This window comes from Bacteroides caecigallinarum, assembly GCF_016902295.1.
Lineage (GTDB): Bacteria > Bacteroidota > Bacteroidia > Bacteroidales > Bacteroidaceae > Phocaeicola > Phocaeicola caecigallinarum_A.
This window is the reverse complement of the sequence record NZ_JACJLQ010000007.1, coordinates 36,989-56,488: the sequence shown is the minus strand read 5'-3', so window position 1 is coordinate 56,488 and position 19,500 is coordinate 36,989. Positions and strand designations below refer to the sequence as shown.

General features: G+C 39.9%; 22 protein-coding genes and 1 pseudogene. 14 read left to right on the top strand and 9 right to left on the bottom strand.

All coding sequences use genetic code 11. From position 1 onward, the window contains the following. Nucleotides 1-39 precede the first annotated feature (39 nt). From H6A27_RS03605 to fldA, 3 genes are read right to left on the bottom strand one after another with little or no spacing between them, the layout of a single operon-like run. Complete coding sequence (locus H6A27_RS03605; RefSeq protein WP_204507715.1) at nucleotides 40-414, bottom strand: YbaN family protein; 375 nt, start codon at nucleotides 412-414, stop codon at nucleotides 40-42. A 49-nt stretch (nucleotides 415-463) separates the two neighbouring features. Next, the gene (locus H6A27_RS03600; protein ID WP_204507714.1) at nucleotides 464-832 is read right to left on the bottom strand and encodes a DUF2023 family protein; all 369 of its coding nucleotides are present in this window, start codon (nucleotides 830-832) and stop codon (nucleotides 464-466) included. 28 nt (nucleotides 833-860) lie between these two features. Next, entirely contained in the window at nucleotides 861-1,364 is a 504-nt protein-coding gene (fldA, locus tag H6A27_RS03595) for a flavodoxin FldA (RefSeq protein ID WP_204507713.1), read from the bottom strand. A gap of 162 nt (nucleotides 1,365-1,526) precedes the next feature. Between fldA and H6A27_RS03590 the strand changes: the two genes are divergently transcribed. From H6A27_RS03590 to H6A27_RS03555, 8 genes are all read left to right on the top strand, one after another. After that, nucleotides 1,527-2,438, top strand: coding sequence for a cation diffusion facilitator family transporter (locus tag H6A27_RS03590; RefSeq protein WP_204507748.1), 912 nt, complete (start codon nucleotides 1,527-1,529; stop codon nucleotides 2,436-2,438). A 112-nt stretch (nucleotides 2,439-2,550) separates the two neighbouring features. Next, the gene (locus H6A27_RS03585; RefSeq protein WP_204507712.1) at nucleotides 2,551-3,786 is read left to right on the top strand and encodes a glycosyltransferase family protein; all 1,236 of its coding nucleotides are present in this window, start codon (nucleotides 2,551-2,553) and stop codon (nucleotides 3,784-3,786) included. Between the two features lie 114 nt (nucleotides 3,787-3,900). Continuing rightward, a complete protein-coding gene (locus H6A27_RS03580) occupies nucleotides 3,901-4,413 on the top strand; it encodes an RNA polymerase sigma-70 factor (protein ID WP_204507711.1) in 513 nt (170 codons plus the stop codon). Nucleotides 4,414-4,479: 66 nt separating this feature from the next. Beyond that, nucleotides 4,480-5,295, top strand: coding sequence for a FecR family protein (locus tag H6A27_RS03575; protein WP_204507710.1), 816 nt, complete (start codon nucleotides 4,480-4,482; stop codon nucleotides 5,293-5,295). 2 nt (nucleotides 5,296-5,297) lie between these two features. After that, a complete protein-coding gene (locus H6A27_RS03570) occupies nucleotides 5,298-7,868 on the top strand; it encodes a carboxypeptidase-like regulatory domain-containing protein (protein ID WP_204507709.1) in 2,571 nt (856 codons plus the stop codon). Nucleotides 7,869-7,874: 6 nt separating this feature from the next. Continuing rightward, entirely contained in the window at nucleotides 7,875-8,840 is a 966-nt protein-coding gene (locus H6A27_RS03565) for a DUF4249 domain-containing protein (protein ID WP_204402338.1), read from the top strand. 28 nt (nucleotides 8,841-8,868) lie between these two features. Continuing rightward, on the top strand, nucleotides 8,869-9,504 hold the full coding sequence (locus H6A27_RS03560; RefSeq protein WP_204507708.1) for a porin family protein: 636 nt from the start codon (nucleotides 8,869-8,871) through the stop codon (nucleotides 9,502-9,504). A gap of 343 nt (nucleotides 9,505-9,847) precedes the next feature. Beyond that, complete coding sequence (locus tag H6A27_RS03555) at nucleotides 9,848-11,395, top strand: ATP-binding protein (protein WP_204507707.1); 1,548 nt, start codon at nucleotides 9,848-9,850, stop codon at nucleotides 11,393-11,395. A gap of 63 nt (nucleotides 11,396-11,458) precedes the next feature. Here H6A27_RS03555 and H6A27_RS03550 read toward each other — a convergent pair whose 3' ends face one another. From H6A27_RS03550 to H6A27_RS03540, 3 genes are all read right to left on the bottom strand, one after another. Then, a complete protein-coding gene (locus H6A27_RS03550; protein ID WP_204507706.1) occupies nucleotides 11,459-11,752 on the bottom strand; it encodes a hypothetical protein in 294 nt (97 codons plus the stop codon). A 58-nt stretch (nucleotides 11,753-11,810) separates the two neighbouring features. Next, nucleotides 11,811-12,977 (bottom strand): acyltransferase family protein, encoded by a 1,167-nt coding sequence (locus tag H6A27_RS03545; protein WP_204507705.1) that lies wholly within the window; start codon nucleotides 12,975-12,977, stop codon nucleotides 11,811-11,813. 81 nt (nucleotides 12,978-13,058) lie between these two features. Beyond that, complete coding sequence (locus tag H6A27_RS03540) at nucleotides 13,059-13,625, bottom strand: Crp/Fnr family transcriptional regulator (protein ID WP_204507704.1); 567 nt, start codon at nucleotides 13,623-13,625, stop codon at nucleotides 13,059-13,061. Between the two features lie 366 nt (nucleotides 13,626-13,991). On the opposite strand from H6A27_RS03540, the gene H6A27_RS03535 reads away from it, so the two are divergent. From H6A27_RS03535 to H6A27_RS03515, 5 genes are all read left to right on the top strand, one after another. Next, the gene (locus H6A27_RS03535) at nucleotides 13,992-14,621 is read left to right on the top strand and encodes an HU family DNA-binding protein (protein ID WP_239469555.1); all 630 of its coding nucleotides are present in this window, start codon (nucleotides 13,992-13,994) and stop codon (nucleotides 14,619-14,621) included. 236 nt (nucleotides 14,622-14,857) lie between these two features. After that, nucleotides 14,858-15,562, top strand: coding sequence for a TapB family protein (locus H6A27_RS03530; RefSeq protein ID WP_204507703.1), 705 nt, complete (start codon nucleotides 14,858-14,860; stop codon nucleotides 15,560-15,562). Nucleotides 15,563-15,823: 261 nt separating this feature from the next. Further along, a complete protein-coding gene (locus H6A27_RS03525; RefSeq protein ID WP_239469554.1) occupies nucleotides 15,824-16,621 on the top strand; it encodes a hypothetical protein in 798 nt (265 codons plus the stop codon). 60 nt (nucleotides 16,622-16,681) lie between these two features. Further along, complete coding sequence (locus H6A27_RS03520; RefSeq protein WP_204507702.1) at nucleotides 16,682-16,957, top strand: putative quinol monooxygenase; 276 nt, start codon at nucleotides 16,682-16,684, stop codon at nucleotides 16,955-16,957. Between the two features lie 65 nt (nucleotides 16,958-17,022). Beyond that, nucleotides 17,023-17,775 carry an SDR family oxidoreductase gene (locus H6A27_RS03515; protein WP_204507701.1) on the top strand — a complete coding sequence of 251 codons (753 nt, stop codon included), beginning with the start codon at nucleotides 17,023-17,025 and terminating at the stop codon, nucleotides 17,773-17,775. A gap of 63 nt (nucleotides 17,776-17,838) precedes the next feature. Here H6A27_RS03515 and H6A27_RS03510 read toward each other — a convergent pair. From H6A27_RS03510 to H6A27_RS03500, 3 genes and pseudogenes are all read right to left on the bottom strand, one after another. Continuing rightward, nucleotides 17,839-18,057 (bottom strand): annotated as a pseudogene (locus tag H6A27_RS03510) (aldo/keto reductase); the annotation flags it as partial. Continuing rightward, nucleotides 18,038-18,193 carry a twin-arginine translocation signal domain-containing protein gene (locus H6A27_RS03505; RefSeq protein ID WP_204507700.1) on the bottom strand — a complete coding sequence of 52 codons (156 nt, stop codon included), beginning with the start codon at nucleotides 18,191-18,193 and terminating at the stop codon, nucleotides 18,038-18,040. The pseudogene H6A27_RS03510 and the gene H6A27_RS03505, both read right to left, overlap by 20 nt. A 16-nt stretch (nucleotides 18,194-18,209) precedes the next feature. Further along, complete coding sequence (locus H6A27_RS03500) at nucleotides 18,210-18,428, bottom strand: hypothetical protein (RefSeq protein ID WP_204507699.1); 219 nt, start codon at nucleotides 18,426-18,428, stop codon at nucleotides 18,210-18,212. A gap of 163 nt (nucleotides 18,429-18,591) precedes the next feature. Here H6A27_RS03500 and H6A27_RS03495 point away from each other — a divergent pair, with 163 nt between their 5' ends. Further along, nucleotides 18,592-19,497 carry a helix-turn-helix domain-containing protein gene (locus H6A27_RS03495; protein ID WP_204507698.1) on the top strand — a complete coding sequence of 302 codons (906 nt, stop codon included), beginning with the start codon at nucleotides 18,592-18,594 and terminating at the stop codon, nucleotides 19,495-19,497. Nucleotides 19,498-19,500: the final 3 nt, after the last annotated feature.

Genomic DNA, 19,500 nt, shown 5'->3' with positions numbered 1-19,500 from the left:
CAAGCGGAATTTCTCATATTCATAAATAGCGTCAGTTGTTTAGTCTTGACATTTGTTTTTGCGTGTTTTGAAAGAAAGAATATAAAGTGTGATGCAAGTGGCAAGTATGCCCATAAACAATTTCAGCCACCAAGTATCAAAAATGAAAACAATACAGTGTACAGCCGTAATCCACAGTGTGCCTACGGATATAATCTTGATTCGCAAAGGGATTGATTTGTCCTCGCGGAAGCTCTTTATGTAAGGTCCCAGCTGCGGATGCTCTGTCAGCCATTTATAGGCATGCGGCGAACTACGGAAAAACAATGCGGCCGCCAGCAAAAGAAAAGGTGTTGTGGGCAATACAGGAAGAAATATTCCTATAAAGCCCAGCAACACCGAAACAAAGCCTATGACACTGTATATGTATTTCATATTGCAAAAATAGTATGATTGAGACTGAAATACAAATACGAGCCTGATTTTAGTTTATCAAAACACATTTTTTTCTCATCTTGCGGTCGCAATAACGCTTGCACTGCCCGCAGATGTCATACCCGAGCATGGCCCCCAAAATAAAATCCTCTTCAGGTGTAAGCTGATTCAGCGGACGGGTGACTATCATCCGTATGGCATTGATACATTCGTCCTTGCCAAAAAACAGATTGATACGTTCTTCATCAACAGTCTGTATTATGAATTTTATACGCTGTCTCTTCAGGCGGTTCACGGCAAACTCCTGATTCTTCTTGTTCATGGTGTAAAGAACCATCTGTCGCACTCCTTTCTTGAACTCATAAACATGATTCAGGAAGACCTTCATGTCAGTGGGATTTACATTTGACATCATCATAGGCTATAGATTTTACATATAAATATTATTATAATAAAGTCTTGATATGGTCAGTCCATGCAGTCACTCTTTCATCAGTCTTTCCACTCTCATTCATCTCGTCAATGGCAAGACCTACAAACATACCGTCAACTACCGCAACAGACGAAGAATAAGTATAATCAGCATCAGACACTCCATTGATAAACTCACATCCGGTGCCTTTCAAATCTTCATAGATAATTCCCATACCATCGCAGAACGTATCCGGATACGATTCTGAATCTCCACAGCCGAACAGTCCGACAAGTTTGCCACTGAGGTCAAGCCCTTTCAACAGCTTTACACCGTCGTACCAGTCGTCCTGCAACTCGCCGTCGCCCCATGTTGATGTTCCCAGCAGAAGGACATCGTATGAATTTACCATATCCGCAGTCATCTTGCTCACATCGTGTACATCGGCCGATGAAACGCCCAATTTACCTGCAATCATTCCTGCTACCGATTCTGTAGTTCCAGTAGTGGAACCATAAAAAATTCCAGTCTTTTTCATTTCCTTACATTTTATTGATTTGACATTGCAAAATAAGTGCAAACAAAATGTTTCTGAAATACCTAAAAATAATGATTTTAATGTCGGCAGAAACAGGTTTCTTACCTAACCTTTGGTAGTTTTATAACTAAATACATATCTTTGAAGAAAATTAATTATGTTATGGACACTCATCACAACCACAATCATCATCACCACCATCATGAAATATCTGCTTCGATGAGCAAGATTTTCATTTTTTGCATAGCACTGAATCTTTTATTTGTCGGTATAGAAGCCATCGTAGGACTGCTATACAATTCTGTAGGACTATTATCTGATGCCGGACACAATCTGAGCGACGTATTCAGTCTTGTACTTGTGCTTGTAGCATTCAGAATGAATAAGGCAGCATCTACACCTCAATTTACGTACGGATACAAGAAAGCCACAATACTTATTTCTCTTGTTAATGCACTGATACTGCTTGTTGCCGTCGGTGCTATCATAATCGAAAGTGTTTATAAACTGAAGAATCCTCAACCGATATCAGGTACAGCCATAAGCTGGACCGCAGGAGTAGGAATACTGATAAACGGACTTACAACATGGTTACTGATGGGCGGAAGCAAGCAGGACATAAACGTAAAAGGCGCATACCTTCACATGCTCATGGACACACTCGTATCTGTAGGTGTTGTCATATCGGGAATTATAATCAGCTACACGGAATGGGTATGGATTGACCCTGTAATAGGCATAGTATTGGCAATAATAATCATGTTCTCTACTTACAATCTGCTTAAGGAGAGCCTGCTGATGACGCTTGATGCCGTTCCCTCATCAGTTGACAAAGAACATATTATAGAAGATTTGCGTAATTGCGACCAGATAGAAAGCTGGCATCACCTGCATATCTGGGCTATCAGCACTACTGATGTCGCCGCTACCATTCATATAGTCATAAAAGACCTTGGAAAGATGGAAGAAGTAAAATGCGAAGTGAGAAAAATATTCAATAATGCAGGAGTACACCATTGTACCATAGAAACTGAAATAACAGGAACAGAGTGTCAGGCATATACATGCAAATAACTAACAAAAAAAATCCTTGAGTTTATTAATACAATAAAAAACTTTTATATATTCGCAAAATGATACATAAACCACAATTCTACTAACAAATAGCGAAGTAATCTTTACAACTATGAAAAATACGCTTGTTTTAATCGCCTTATTGGCTTTATCGTGCTCTATTACCGCACAAAAGAAAAACTTTTCATATCATTTCTATGGTTTCGTACGCGGGGATTTATTCTACAACACACGGGCAAACCAGGCCCCTGTAGATGGGAATTTCTATCTGTACCCTTTGAACAACGATTTCGACAGTCAGGGAAACGACATTAATGCCACGCCCAATGGAAGTTTCTACACTTTTACCACCCGCTTTGGAATTGACATGAAAGGTCCCGATATAGGCAAAGCCAAATCAAGTGCCAAAGTGGAAGTAGATTTCGGAGGTTTCTCGCTTAGTACTACGATGATTAGAATACGGCAGGCGTATGTGGCTTTAGACTGGAAACACGTTAACATGCTGATAGGACAGGCATGGCATCCTCTGTTCGGCAGTGTTGTTCCGGATGTGTTAAATCTCTCCACCGGAGCCCCTTTCCAACCGTTTAACCGTGAGCCTCAAATCACTTTAAAATGGAACACCGGCAAAATGAGTTTCACCGCATCTGCCTTATGGCAACTCCAATATATGTCATCAGGTCCTGAAGGTGCAAGCGAAAATTACTTGAAAAACAGTTGCCTGCCGGAATTTTACGTCGGCGCGGACTATAGTAACAAAGGTTTTACAGCCGGTGCCGGAATACACATGATTTCACTTAAGCCGCGCACATATTCAACTGTTGTTGACGAAGCAGGAAACGAACAGCGTTTCAAGGTAAACGAACGTATGACAACCTTCTCTTGCGAAGCGCATTTGGAATATAAAGCCCCACAATGGCGATTCGCTGCAAAAACGCTATTGGCGTCATGTCTTGACCATACAGCCTTGCTCGGAGGCTACGGAATTTCCGGCATAGATCCGGTCACCGGCAAACAGGAATACACTCCAATGCGGCATTCCACATCATGGATGAACTTCACATACGGAAACAAATGGAAAGCGCATATTTATGCCGGATATACCAAAAAATTAGGATGTAACAAGGCTTTAGTTTCATCCGAGCAATATGGCATGGGGCTCGACATAGACCAGATATGTTCATTTAATCTGGCTTTCTCGTATAATCTTCCTCATTGGCAAATAGGATTGGAATACGTACCTACAACGGCATGGTATGGAGATACCGACCTTTCAAACGGCCGTGTGATAAACACACATGACGTTACAAACCATCGAATATTGGGACTGGTAATGTATTATTTCTAATTTTTCATAATAGTCTTGTATCTCTAAAGGTTGTTAAAATTGTTGTTTCCTTATAGTACTAAAACATATATTTATAGTCTTCCATAAAATACGAACTATACGAAACAACACATCATGACTATAACTACAAACTCATTCAAGGACAATTTCCGTCTGTACTACCGTCCGCTATGCCTTTTCGCATTGCATTATCTCCACGATATTGACAATGCGGAAGACACAGTGCAGGACTGTTTTGCCGAGCTTTGGGAACGGAAAGACTCAGGAATGGAGATTTCTGATATAAAATCATATCTGTATTCTATGGTAAGAAACCGCTGTATAGATATTGTAAGGAAAGACTCTCTGATAGACAGCAATGTCCAGCCGTCCGACCTTGAAGGCATCATCTCCGAAGAGGAATGCGAGGAACGTTCGTACGACGAAGCGCGACTATGGACCGCAATAGACTCACTACCGGAAAAATGCAGGGAAGTGTTCCTGCTTGCAAAACGCGACGGAATGAAGTATGAGGAAATAGCCGTCAGGATGAACATCTCCGTAAACACGGTAAAAAATCAGATGAACAAGGCTCTTAAAAACCTCAAAGAAGGTGTCCGCAAAGTATATATGTTCTTTTTCGGATAATTTTTTTCATTTCCGCATAGTAGTTTTTTCAATACTTTGCGTCTTATCTAAAAACAAAGTACAATCATGAAAGATAAAGAAGAAAAAAACTTGCAGTTTGTCCTCAGATATTACAGATACGGGAAACTGGATACCACAAAGGCACTAAACAAAATCACAGGCCACAGTCAGCAGAATAATCAGCAAAGGCTATGGATATTCTCATCCGGCATAGCTGCCGCGATACTGATATGTATAGTAAGCTATACACTGTTAAGCCGAAGTGACAACAACATGATATCAGTCACTGCGGATGCAGGAATCACCAGACATTTCCTGCCGGACAGCACACTTGTCATACTCTCCAAAGGTTCCACATTGAAATACGACTCCGATAATTACGGAAAGAAGTCACGAGAGGTAAATATGTCAGGAAAAGTCTTTTTCTCTGTCCGCAGAAACGAGCAGTCACCATTCATGGCCACAGCAATGTATGCACAGGTCAAAGTCCTCGGAACTGAATTTGAGATTGACGAGCGTATGCAGGACACTGTCACAAACGTGTATGTGAAATCCGGAAAGGTAATGTTCAAGGGCAGGAACAGTTCCAAAGGCATTATACTCACAAAGGATATAAGCGGAACACTGAAGCACGGAAACGAAATGCCAGAAATAACAAACGCCGCCTTCCCTAACCCGTCAGCATGGGCTACAGGAAAGTTCGTTTACAAGAATACTCCTATAGATGCCGTAATGAAGGAACTATCACTTTATTATGGAACAAGCCTTTATGCGTCCGAACATTTCAAAACCATTACAGCCGAGTTCAAAACGGACAGCTTGGACGAGATTATCTCACTTATAGAGAAAACATTAGACATCACAATAACTAAGAAAGACTGAACATGAACAGAATTATATCAATAATCCTTCTGGTTTCTACAATATGCGTTTCATCAATAAATGCACAAGGCAGAGTCACTGTAGAAGACATGATGGAGCAGGTGAAAAGTATCTACCCTGTAAGCTTTGTTTACGACTCGTCTATAAAGCTGAACATACCGTATTCGGGCAAGAAACCAAGTATGGTAAGCCTTGAAAACAGCCTTGAAACAATATTCAGCAATACCGGCATCAAATGGGAGATAAACGGTGACTACGTGATACTGAAAAGACTGTCGTCATATACATTGAGTGGATATATCTATCAGGAGAACGGCGAGACAGTGATAAACGCCACTGTCTGGGACATCACCTCCAATACCGGTACACTGACAAACGAGCATGGTTTCTACAGTCTTACACTCAACGAAGGAAAACATAAAATCCGTTTCTCGCATATCAGCTGCGGTGAACAAACCGAAGATATTACGCTAAAAGGAAACAAATCGCAGAACATATACCTGAAAGCGGATTACCGCATAAATGAGGTAGTGGTAACAGCCGACCTGAACTCCCCTATCTACACTACACAGACCGGAAAAGTTTCGCTTACGGCAAAGGACTTCGTAAGCGGAAACAACTTCATGAGCTCGCCTGATGTAGTGAAGAAACTCCAAAGTCTGTCGGGAGTAGCTAGCGGTACGGAGCTAATCTCCGGACTTTATGTTCACGGCGGCGGAAACGACGAGAACCTTTTCCTGCTCGACGGTACACCACTCTATCAGGTGAACCATGCCGGAGGACTGTTCTCTGCTTTCAATACAGATATTGTAAAGAACATCGACTTCTACAAGAGCGGCTTCCCTGCCCGTTACGGTGGACGACTTTCATCGGTAGTTGATGTCCGTACAAACGACGGAAACATGAAAGAATATCACGGAAGTTTCACGCTCGGACTCCTTGAAGGCAGAATACAGTTTGAAGGGCCGATAGTGAAAGACCGCACCTCGTTCAACGTGGCGATGCGACGCACATGGCTGGACTTGCTCACCGCACCCTCATTCGCCATAATAAATACAAGCCGCAGAGACAAGAAGAACGTAAGATATGCTTTCCATGATATAAACGCGAAAGTTACTCACATATTCTCTGAAAAGAGCCGTGCGGATATCAGCCTGTATTCCGGTAATGATCTTCTAAAAGTGAACAACAAGGCATATTCTTATTCTTCGGAACTTTCCAATATAGACAAGTTCAACCTGCAATGGGGGAACTTCACCGCATCAGCAAACTGGAAATATATTTTTTCTCACAAGCTGTTTGCAAATTTTACCGGAGTATATACCTATAACCGCTCCAAATTCGACTATCTGAGTGAAGAACGTTTGGGATATATAGAGGGATTGGACGGTGCAATAATAAAGATTCAGAACAACCATTCCACCATAAACGATTTCGGCTACAGGATGGAGTTCGACTATCGTCCTAACACATGGAACCACATCCGTTTCGGTTCAAACTATATGCGCCACATTTTCATGCCGCAGAATTACTATTCCAAGTATGAAAATACGACAAACAATGAACTGACAGACAGAATAAAAAGTCAGTACAAGAGTAATGAATTTACCCTCTATGCCGAAGATGACATCTCGCTTGGCAGCCGTCTGAAACTGAACGGTGGAATACACTACACCATGTTCGGTATTGCAGGAACGAAATATCACTCTATTGAACCACGCGCAGCAATGAACATCAAGATATGCAACAATGCAAGTTTCAAGGTATCATATACGGAGATGAGCCAGTTCATGCATCAGCTATCGGCTACCTACCTGAACCTGCCGACAGACTATTGGGTGCCTTCTACTGAAAAAATCACCCCTATGAGGTCGCGACAATACTCAGCAGGGATATACAGCAGACTTCCGTATAACATCAGATTAAGCATAGAAGGATTCTATAAGACCATGAACAATCTGATAGAATACAATGGCGATAACCAACTTAACCCTTCTGCTGATGACTGGGAAGAGAACGTAAGGACAGGAAAAGGGAAAGCATACGGAGCGGAAGCTGACATCAGCTACAGTAACGGAAAAACATCCATAGATGCATCCTACACCCTTTCGTGGAGCAAGAGATTCTTCGCGAACTTCCATCAGTCATGGTACCCGGACAAGTTCGACAACCGTCATAAATTCTCTATCAACCTGAGCCACAAGTTCAGCGACAGGATTGACACATACGCATCGTGGAATTTCCATAGCGGAAACCGCATGACTATACCGACACAAAAGGTAGAAGCACCTGCAATACCCGGAACAGAGGATAAGAACGAAAGTATTATGGTTTATGAATCCCCGAACAATGTTTCCCTGCCGGCCTATCACAGACTTGACTTGGGTATAAACTTCCGCAAAACCACTAAAAGAGGCTTTGAGAGAATATGGAATGTCAGTCTTTACAATGCCTATTGCAGGATGAATCCATTGTATGCCACAGTAAAACAGAACAAGGACGGTACATTCACCGGAAAAGGACAGGGTGTATTCCCTATTATTCCATCATTCAGCTACACACTTAAATTTTAAACTGATATGAGACATAAATTTATATATATTGCATCACTACTGATTACATTATCATCTTGTACATACGAATTCAGTATAGATGATATAGAGGCTAAAAGAAAGCCTGTAGTATTCTGTATGCCAAACACCCTCAGCGACACTACACTGATACAGGTATCGCAAAGCACAACTGTAAACAATAAAGGTACAAACACTTCTGACAAACCGGACATAACATTTAAGTTGAACGGAGTGGAAAAGGAGATAAAATATACTGACAAAGCGACTGACTTGCTACCTGCTAATTCATACTATGTTCTTGGCAAACTGAAGGAAGGCGACAAGATAGACTTGGAGGCATCATATCCGGATATGCCTACGGCAAAATCAAGTACTGTAATACCACAAGCCTTCCCATTGGACAAGTGGGAAATGGTTTTAGAAAACGGTTCATACGGCAGAGAAATACAGTTCCGCATATCATTTACTGATAATGCAGAGACAAAGGACTATTACGGAATGAGAATAGTAAGGAATACAGTAACACATTACTATGGTGAAGTTGATGATGAAGAGAAAATCGAAGGAATAGACCTGAAACTTGATGAAGAACCCCTGCTATTTAATAAAGTAGGCTTTGACGAGATTTTTGACATTTCAAAAACTTATTACCGTGACATATATCTGTGGGACGACACCATGCTTAATGGGAAAAGCTATACATTACAACCCAGTACATATTATTACGAAGGCTATAATGATGATGAAATGATAGAAACCATCAAGTTCAAAATCTGTCTTTACCGATTCTCGGAAGAAATGTACCAGTATCTGAAATCAGTAAACGATATTAACAACAATGAATTAGGAGAATACGGCCTTGCTCCTATTCGCAGCCACTACACAAACATAGAAAACGGTATCGGTCTTTTGGGCGGATGCAATATTTACGAAACCGACTGGATTGATAACCCAAAAGACAAAAGGAACTAAGAATAATCAATTATTTAAACATAGACTTATGAAAAAGAAATTTTTACTCACTATCGCAATGTCTGCAATAGTATTTGCGACATCACAAGCACAGGAATTCAGATACGGACTTTCCGGAGGCTACAACCTGAACTCTATGACAGCAAACGAATCAAAATCAGGTTTCCATGCCGGACTGAAAGGTGAATATGCTTTCAGGGATGCACAGAAAGGATTGTACACCGATTTCGGACTGATGATTTCATCATACGGTTGGAAATCCACACCTGCATACGAGAACGGAACCGGAAAAGAATTAGAATGGGACACAACACCTTACTACCTGAACATACCAATCCACTTAGGTTATAAATTCAAGGTCAATGACAATCTAAGCATTTTCGTAAACGCAGGTCCGTACTTCAACATCGGAATGTTTGGCAAGATGAATTATACGACTACATATCCAGACGGCAAAACGGAAACAGGAATATCATCAAACAATATGTTCAAAGACGGACTCTCACCACGCTTCGACTGGGGAATAGGTTTCCGTGCCGGAGTGGAAATTGCGCGTCAGACACAGATAGCAATAGGATATGACTGGGGTATGAAAAATGCTTATATGAACAAACCTGAGACCAAGAACAGGACGTTTGTAGTATCACTGACGTATTATTTTTAATTTTTAGTTCTTAGTTGTTAGTTCCCATCAGAATGCCTCTAATAACTAAAAACTAACAACTCTTATCTATTAATTTTTAATTATTAATTAATTCACATGAAGCTTTTTATATTCCTCGCAGTAATCTGCCTTTCCGCATGTCTCAGTTCATGTGGTACTACCACCTATAATCCGTATAACAAATCGGTGACTTCGTCATTCCAGTTTTAATCACTGTTTAAACAGCATTTAAACACTGTTTAAAAGGCTTTTAAAAAGGTTTGCAAAGACTCATCTTTTGCAATATCAGAAAAAAAACATTACTTTTGTGATACTGTGTAATATGGTTAAGCAAACTGCTATTATGAACAATCTATATCCGGTAGGCATACAAAGTTTCAGAGAAATCAGAGAAGGGAAATATCTGTATATAGACAAGACAGAACTCATATACAGAATGGTGAAGACAGGTAAATACTATTTTCTGAGCCGTCCGCGACGTTTCGGAAAAAGTCTTCTTGTATCGACCATTGAGGCATATTTTCTTGGGAAGAAAGACCTTTTCAAGGGGCTTGCCATGGAAAAGTTGGAAACTGAATGGAAAGAATACCCGGTTCTGCATCTTGATCTGAATTCAAAAAAATACGAAGACAAACTTTCACCTACTGCAATACTGAACCAACATCTTGAAAAATGGGAACAGATGTATGGCGATGAAAAAAAAGATCGCTCTCCGGAAGAAAGATTTTCTTACCTTATAGAGAAGATAAGTATTACAACCGGCCGTAATGTAGTAGTTCTTATCGACGAATACGACAAGCCTATGCTCCAGGCTATAGGCAATGACGAACTCATGGACGAGTACCGCAACACACTGAAAGCTTTTTATGGAGTTCTTAAAAGCAGCGACCAGTATCTGCGTTTTGCACTGCTTACCGGAGTTACAAAGTTCAGTAAGGTAAGTGTATTCAGCGATCTTAACAACTTAGAGGACATTTCAATCCTTAGAGATTACAACAATCTCTGCGGAATAACGGAAGAAGAATTGTTGCGCTATTTCCCCGATGAAATAAAAGACCTCGGAGAAAGAAACGATATGACATACGAAGAGACATGCCAGAAGCTAAAACTATGGTACGACGGTTACCATTTCAGTAGCAGCCCGGAAGGTATATACAATCCTTTCAGCATACTCAACGTAATGAAAAGCCGTGAATTCGGAAGCTTCTGGTTCGAGACAGGCACTCCTACATTCTTGGTGGAACTGCTCAAAAGAAGTAGTTATAATCTCTACAGACTGACTGAAGAAGTAGCATTTGCCGATACCCTCGGAGGGATAGACTCTATGTACACAAACCCTGTACCTATCCTCTATCAAAGCGGTTATCTCACTATAAAAGGGTATGATAAGGAATTCAGAACATACAACCTCGGTTTTCCAAACCGTGAAGTGGAAGACGGATTTACAAGATTTCTATTGCCATATTATGCCTCTATCGAATCCGGAAAGTCATCATTCCAGATAATATCATTTGTTCAGGATGTGAGAAAAGGCGACATCAACAGTTTCATGACCCGCCTGCAAAGTTTCTTTGCAGATATTCCTTACGAACTGACACGTCAGCTAGAACTGCATTATCAGAATGTACTTTTCATAGTATTCCGATTGCTTGGATTCTATACCGAAGTGGAATATCATACATCATCCGGACGCATAGACATGGTTGTGAAGACAAACGACTATATCTACATCATGGAATTCAAACTGGAAGGCACAGCAGAAGAGGCCATAAAACAAATCAACGACAAACAATATGCGCTACCTTTTGCCTCGGACGGAAGAAAACTCATAAAGGTAGGAGTCAATTTCAATAACACTATTAAAGGTATAGAGAAATGGATTATTGAATAAAAAATCATCCATAAACAATAAGATCAACCGCAAACAGGCAGCACTTCTCTTCACAGGTGCTGCCTATTTTATTATAAACACATAAGCAACATAACATAGCAACAGCGCCACACCAACGATCACAGCAAACTTCAGTTTCAGACGAAACAACTTGTCGTTATCAGCCCTCTCCTTTTCCACTGTATTTTTCCTTATATGGTCTATACTGTCGGCCGACATATCAGGAAGTTCACGTCCCTTCCCCACCTCTATGAGGCGGTTACGCGTATCATTCATCCGCTCGCGATTTCTGTTTCTCAGCTCACGGTTCTCCTTGTCACGACGCATCATGTCGTTTATGCATCCTAAAGTTCCCATACTATAATATTTTGTTCACCTAAGGTAATAAAACTTGAGAACAAATGCAAGCAAACAACTATACAGTAGGTTTAGATTTAACGAACTTATTGCCAAGCCATTTCCTTACAGGTTCATCATAAAATTTCAGACACGCATATGCCAATACTATACTGCCCAAATAAACCATTGCCGAAAGCATCCACGTTTCCCCCAGTGTATAGAGTTTGTTCTCTATAAGCCAAGAGTAGAACACATACATCACAGGATAATGAACGGCATATAGAGGATATGATATGTCACCCAAAAAACGACAGATAGCTGTTGATTTCTTGTCGGTAGTCTTACCTGACGCACCTATGCATACCAGAACAGGGAATACAATTGCAATACATACCATCTCGAACACTCCGTTAAGACATACAGGTGATTTCCCTTCAATATATGGAACACAGAAAATTGCAATCAGTACAACAGTACAAATCCAGAATGCTCCCCTTATGTTGAAACTGCGGAAATTTCTTGAAATAAGCATACCGAGAGTGAAAGGGAATAGCATCCTGAGCATACCGCCCCAAAAGTTCAGACCGTCAAGAGTCCATCCTACACCTATCATCCCGTAGCCCACTACATCAAACAATGCGAACCATGAAAGTCCAAGTCCGAGAAGAACAACCAACACTGTCAAAGCCTTATTCCCAAGACGATGAATGAAAAGAGCATAAAGAATATTGCCTATGTATTCGAAAAAGAGTGACCAGCCTGGTCCGTTGAGAGGAAACATCTCCCCATTACCACGAATATCATACCCGGCTCCCGGATATGCAGGAATAAAGAACATAGTCAGCAACAATGCCAGCATGGCCATAGATGTAGCTACATGAGTCCCGTCCCATTTCACACCTCCCTGAATGAAAAATGCTATGAAACCGATTACAGCTCCCATTATTATCATAGGATGAAGTCGGATAAGCCTTCGCTTGAAAAAATTCTTCAGCGTCATATTCTTTTTCCATCTGTCATCGTATGCATATCCGATAACAAATCCAGAAAGAATGAAGAAGAAATCTACTGCCAGATAACCATGGTTAATTGTAGTAATGAGTGTTCCTCCTCCGGCAAAAGAGAATCCCTCGAAAATATGATAAAACACTACAAGCAAAGCTGCTACTCCCCTCAGTCCGTCAAGGAGTTCATAATGAGGTTTGGAATCGGAAAATGCGGCTGATGAAATATTTCCTGTCATGTTGATAATAATATTAAATGCTACTGTAAATATGCGCAAATATACACAGTATCATCCAATAAAAATTTGTCCTAAATCAAATTATGGTTTTTCGTTTCTCAATCTGCTGAGTGTAGAAAGGGTTATCCCCAGATACGATGCTATATATGTCAGATTAACCCTTTTACAAACTTCAGGAAACTGTTTACGGAACTCCTCATAACGTTCTTTTGCCGGCAGAGACAGTCGTTCTTTATGACTTCTGTGAAGTCTTCTATACTCATTCTGATGTATTATCCTTCCCCAATTGCATAACTCAAGGTTTGTTTCCATAAGCCTTTTAAGATCACATATATTTATTCTGTATGCCTCCACATCCTCCAGCGCCTCAACGTATTCCTCACTTTTCCTGTTATAATAAAGCTCATCCATACTGAAAACTATACAACCTTCCGCACCAAATGATGTAGTATATTCCTCCCCATCGACAATCCAATATGCTCTCAACATACCTTTCTCTATGAAATAGGCATATTTACAATATATACCTTCCTTAATGAGCTGATATTTTTTCGGAAAACAGCAAGGCGTTAAATATGATTCCAGTTCCTGAATTGTCTGGTCTGACACCGGATAATGCTTTCTGATGGTTTCTATAATATTTTTCATTGTATAAGCAGTTATATACACATGTATCAAGTTCAAATAAACATCATGGGTTAAAGTTACATAGATTTATTTTACGACAAAAGATTTCACAAAATGATTTTGTTTTTCAACACGTAAATCATCATTTTACCCTCCACATATCCTCATTTGTCCGCGTAATAAATTGTAAATCTGCTGATTATAATTTACTTTTGTACTTACATAATCTATATATACAGATTATTGATTTATAAATACAACTTATATTTATAAAAACACAAGTTGTATTTATATAGATATAACTTGTATTTAAAGATAATGCAAGGAAATTTATAATTTATAGAACTGAAACAATTAATTTAATAACCACAAATATCTTTATTGATTATGGCAAAATATTTCATGCAGGAAATGCCCGACATGAAGAAAGAGGGCGAAACATTACTTTATCCGAGAATGGAAATTACAGGCACATGCGAGACTGACGAACTGGTGGAAGCAAGCATCAAAGGTTCTACGTTCAATCGCGGCGAAGTTCGCGGAGCATTGGACCTGATAACCGGCACTATGGCACGTTTCATGGCAGAAGGACGGTCTGTAAGAATAGATGGAATCGGTCTTTTCACTCCTACAGTCAAACTAAGAAAAGGCAAGGAAAGAGAAAATATAGAAGGGAACTCTCCGCGCCGTAACGCTGCCAGCATAGAAATTGGAGGAATCAACTTTCGTGCCGACAGGACACTTATCAACGAAACAAATACTCTTTGCAACCTTGAACGAGGTTCGGGAGTGAAAAAATGCAGAAGACCTAAAACTACTGCTGAAGAAAGACTGAACATAGTTAAGAAATATCTTGAAGAAAATCCCTTCATTACTGTTAGTGACTATTCAAAGATGGTTGAGCTTAACCGTACAACTGCTGCGAAGGAACTGAAGGCTTGGGCAGCAGATACAGAGTCTGGAATTGCAATAAAGGGGTTGGGAACGCATAAGGTTTATATTAATGCCGGAAAATAAAATAACAGGCTTAAAAACTGACGACAAGAAATTTTAAGGCAAATATGATGAAGTGTTGAAACAAAAAGATATTACAAAGATTATATGTAAAAGTTTAGTTCTGATTTTTACCTTATACTCTTTTTTTAATATACATTTCTATCATGTCAGTAAAAAGTTTATCATATTTTTTGTAAGTTCGCAGCCAATTTGGAATATAACTTGATTTATTTAAACAAATAAAAGACAATTCTATTATGAAAAAAACAGCATTATTCGTCAGTGCATTACTCATCTGCGGAATGGCTAATGCACAGTATTTCTGCACAAAGAACGGTACGGAACTGCATTACGTAAACTATGACGAAGCTGGCCAGAGTATTTCTAATGTAACTACCACTGTAAAGAACGTTACAAATGAAGACGGTAAAACTCTTGCTGATTATTACAGCAAGACAGTGACAACCAAGACCAAAAACAACACTTCCTATTCACTGACACAATGGAGCTACGACGGCAATAATACCGTTTGCACTGAAGACCTGATGTACGAACTTTATATTGCTTCGGACTCCGATCCTGCCAAGTACGGTCCTACAGCTAAAGCAGCTCTGCAGGAAGACAAAAAGTTTGATGGAGACAACTCTTTCACATTGTCTGATAATGCCAAAGCCGGTGAATCTATGCCGGATCGTTCATATAAACTTATTCTCAATATGCTGAAAAATGAAATTAATATTTCAGGAGCCGCATATATGGGTAATGAAACAGTAAGTACTACAGCAGGAAAATTTGACTGTATTAAAATATCGTATCTGAAACGTACCAAGATTGTATTGAAGACTACAACCTTGAGAATCACTGAATGGTATGCAAAAGGTGTAGGGCTCGTAAAGTCTGAGGCTCACGATACAAAAGGCAATGCCTACGGAAAGACCTTGCTGACCAAGATTGTAAAATAAAATTCAAAAGGAACAGAAAAGTAAAAATATTTTTATGAAGGTAGCACTCTCAACAGGGGTGCTACTTTTTGTTTATCAAATACCGTTTAAATACCATTCAAGCAGTATTTAAATGCTGTTTAAACGGTATTCACTATGGCTGATTTGTAAAAAACGAAAAACAAATAATAAAGATACAGAAGAGACTTTGTAATTATTAAAGCTTTGGCTAACTTTGATAAAAATATCAGACTTTATATCCATTTGTAAAAACATCTGTATATGAAATTCAGGATTATCATACTATCTGCATTTTGCCTCTTTACAGCGGGCATCTATGCCCAGGAAGACAACTCAAAGTTGAGAAAGGACAGTCTGAGAGCCATAACTGATGAGAGTATCGGCATCCCGGAAATATCACCTGTAAACGATGGAATGAAAAAGCCTGAAGTAAAGGCAGAAACAGAAATACAACAGATGGAAATACAGGAAATAAAACTCCGCCGCCCCTTCTACATGCCTTACCACACGAACCCGTCGCCAATGTTTTACGGTGATTACACTACCGGAGGAATGATGGCTCCCAATCTGTATGGTTACGGTTCACAATCAACGCTGCCCGGGATTGGAAGAATAAACGAAGCGTCACTGATATACCAATACAATATAAATGATTATTGGGAAATACAGGCAGGACTGAATGCTACCAAGTTTAATTTCCCGTTCAGTACAGGTCAGGCTTTCGGAACATCAGGAGCTGTAATTTACAGGCCGAATGAGAGACTGAGTTTCAGGGCTTTCGGTTCATATGCTCCGGCCAGTGCATACGGATTTCAAATGAGCAGTTTCGGAGGAACCATAGGCTATGAGTTCAACGATAGATGGGGAATGGAAGTCGGTGCAGAAAGGATATATGACCCTATGAGAGGAAGATGGGACACACGCCCTATTGCAATACCTTATTACAAATTTAATAAGACCAAAATAGGACTGGACGTCGGAGGTATTCTTTATGAGATAATAAGAAGCGCAAAATTTAAAAATCAGGGCGGCAACCCTACTATAATGCCGGGAAGATAAAGAATATAATGCAAATGCAGATATAATAATTAATTTACAAACAACTAAAAAGACAAGATTATGCTAAGATTAAATGTATTTATCCAAGTATCGGAAGAAAACAAGGCAGAAGTGGAAAAAACAGCTAAAGAACTGGTAGCAGCATCATTGAAAGATGAAGGATGCATAGCATACGATTTCTTCAAGAGCGCTACACGTGAAGATGTTTATATGATTTGTGAAACATGGACAGACGAGGCCTCTCTGAAAGCTCATTCAGAAAGTGCACACTTCACTACACTGGTTCCTAAGATTGAGAGCCTTGCAGCTATGAAACTTGAAAAATTCCAATTCTAAAACAATAACTGATAACGGCGATATTATCTTTTAAAACGGATAATATCGTCTTTTTTCATAAAGATATGCAGTTCGACAACAAGGTATGTATAGTAACCGGAGGTAATGCCGGTATAGGCAGATGTATTGCTGAGAGTTTCAGTAAAGAAGGTGCCAGAGTATATGTTATAGACAGAGACATTGACCACGATACTGACGAAAATATATTCTGCTACAAAGGGGATATTTCAGAGAAAGAAGTACTGGAAAGTTTTGCCGCATGGGTATTGTCAAAAGAAGAGAGAATTGACTTCCTTATAAACAATGCATGTCTGATGAACGGAGGTATATTAAGCGGATGCTCATACGAGGATTTCATGTATGTGCAGAAAGTCGGTGTGGCTGCCCCTTACTGGCTGACTGTATTATTCAAGGAACATTTCTCCAAAGGTGCGTCCATCGTCAACATATCTTCAAGCAGGGCATTCCAGTCGCAAGCCGATACAGAAAGCTATACGGCGGCCAAGGGCGGTATAACAGCACTTACTCATGCTCTCGCTGTAAGCCTCAGCGGTATGGCAAGAGTGAACTCCATTGCTCCAGGATGGATTGAGACCGCACGTTTCCATAAGGATACTGAAGTTCCGGAATATTCCGAAGCCGACATCATGCAACATCCTTCACAGCGCATAGGCGAGCCTGAAGATATTGCCAGAGCCGTTATGTTCCTGTGTGACGAAAAGAACGGTTTCATCAACGGAACAAACCTCACGATAGACGGAGGAATGGGCAGACTGATGGTATATCATAATGATAACGGTTGGAAAATGGAACTTTAATCTGTAATCCACACATCGTCATTATTTATCTATCTGACTTTCAGTAAACGGATCTGCACGATGTCACATAAGGTCTATCTTTGCATATTCACGATCAAACTCCTCAACTTCCCATGCTGCCAGACGTACTGTTCCAGCTCCAAGTAAATCATCCAGGTGTTGAGGGTTTGTTGTACCGGGTATCGGAACTATCCACGATTTACGCGACAACATCCACGCAAGGGCAAATTGTGCCGGAGTCATATTCTTTCGCATAGCCCACTTACGAATCAGCTCCGTAAGATACTTCATTTATACCTTTATCTACATTCTCAGACTCAGAAGTACCATCGGCTATCACCTTAGATATGCCAGTCAAAGAACCTGCGGTAGATAATACTGCCACAGATGATAGTTTCAAAAAATTTCTTCTGTCCATAATCTATAAACCATTATTAATTACTATTATCAAAACCTGTCAAGTCACGTAATATTTCTATTTCGTTATCTTCTAGTTGTAGTTCACATTCCACATTATCTGTATCTGTTATAATTCCATTCTGCGTCAGAAAAAGCTGCAAAAGTGTTTGTGGATTAATGTGATAACGGTCTGCAATAAAACAAACGACCTCGTCTTCACATAATTGGGGAGAAATGATAATTTGCCTATCCATTTTTCACTGTTTTTTTGATATCACAAAGTTACTTGCCCCAGATAACAATGAAGTAACAATAAGTGGGACATTTGTATCATTTTTACTGATAATGCCACTATTGAGTTTTAAGATTAAGTGAAAAGTTTTATTTTTGCCGTGACATGTATAAAAGCATAGCACAATGAGCAAAATTCTGAAAGTAAAAAATGTAAACGATTATTGTAACTGGCTTGGTTATGAAAGCCAACACCAGCAGGTTTGTGTAATTGACTACAAGGAGGTTTCCCCCATACGTCATTGCCTGGCCAACTACAATGTTTACGGAATATTCTTTCACGATGAAGCAGAAATAGACTTGACATACGGATGTGGCAAATATGACTACAAAAAAGGTACTGTAATTTGTGTAGCCCCGGGGCAGATTGGAGGAAAGGAAGACAACGGTGAACAGGTTATGCTGACGGGATGGGCACTGCTTTTCCACCCTGATATACTACAAGGAACAGCACTGGAAAAGACTATAAAGAATTATACATTCTTCGATTACCGAATAAACGAGGCTCTACACATGTCAGAAGAGGAACATGACATTTTGGTGTCATTAATGCACCAGATGAGAGATGAGTTATCAAAAAGACACGATGAACAACAGAAGGCAATTATAGTAGGCTACATTGAATTGATGCTTAATTTCTGCCAACGTTTCTACAATCGCCAGTTCCTGACCAGAAAGCTGGAAAATTCAGATATACTGATGCGATTCAATTCCCTGTTACAGGATTATTATGAGAAAGGAATACAGTTTACACTCGGATTACCCACTGTACAATATTGTGCAAATGAATTATGCATGTCGTCAAACTATTTTGGAGACCTTATAAAAAAGACTACAGGCGATACCGCAAGTAACCATATCAGGCAATACATTATTCAACGTGCCAAAAATGAACTTATAAGCGGAGCAACAGCATCACAAGTAGCATATAATCTAGGCTTTGACTACCCGCAACACCTTAGCAGATTATTCAAAAAATGTTGCGGATGTTCCCCGACAGAGTATGTAAAACAGAAAAGGAATGACATTTAGCAC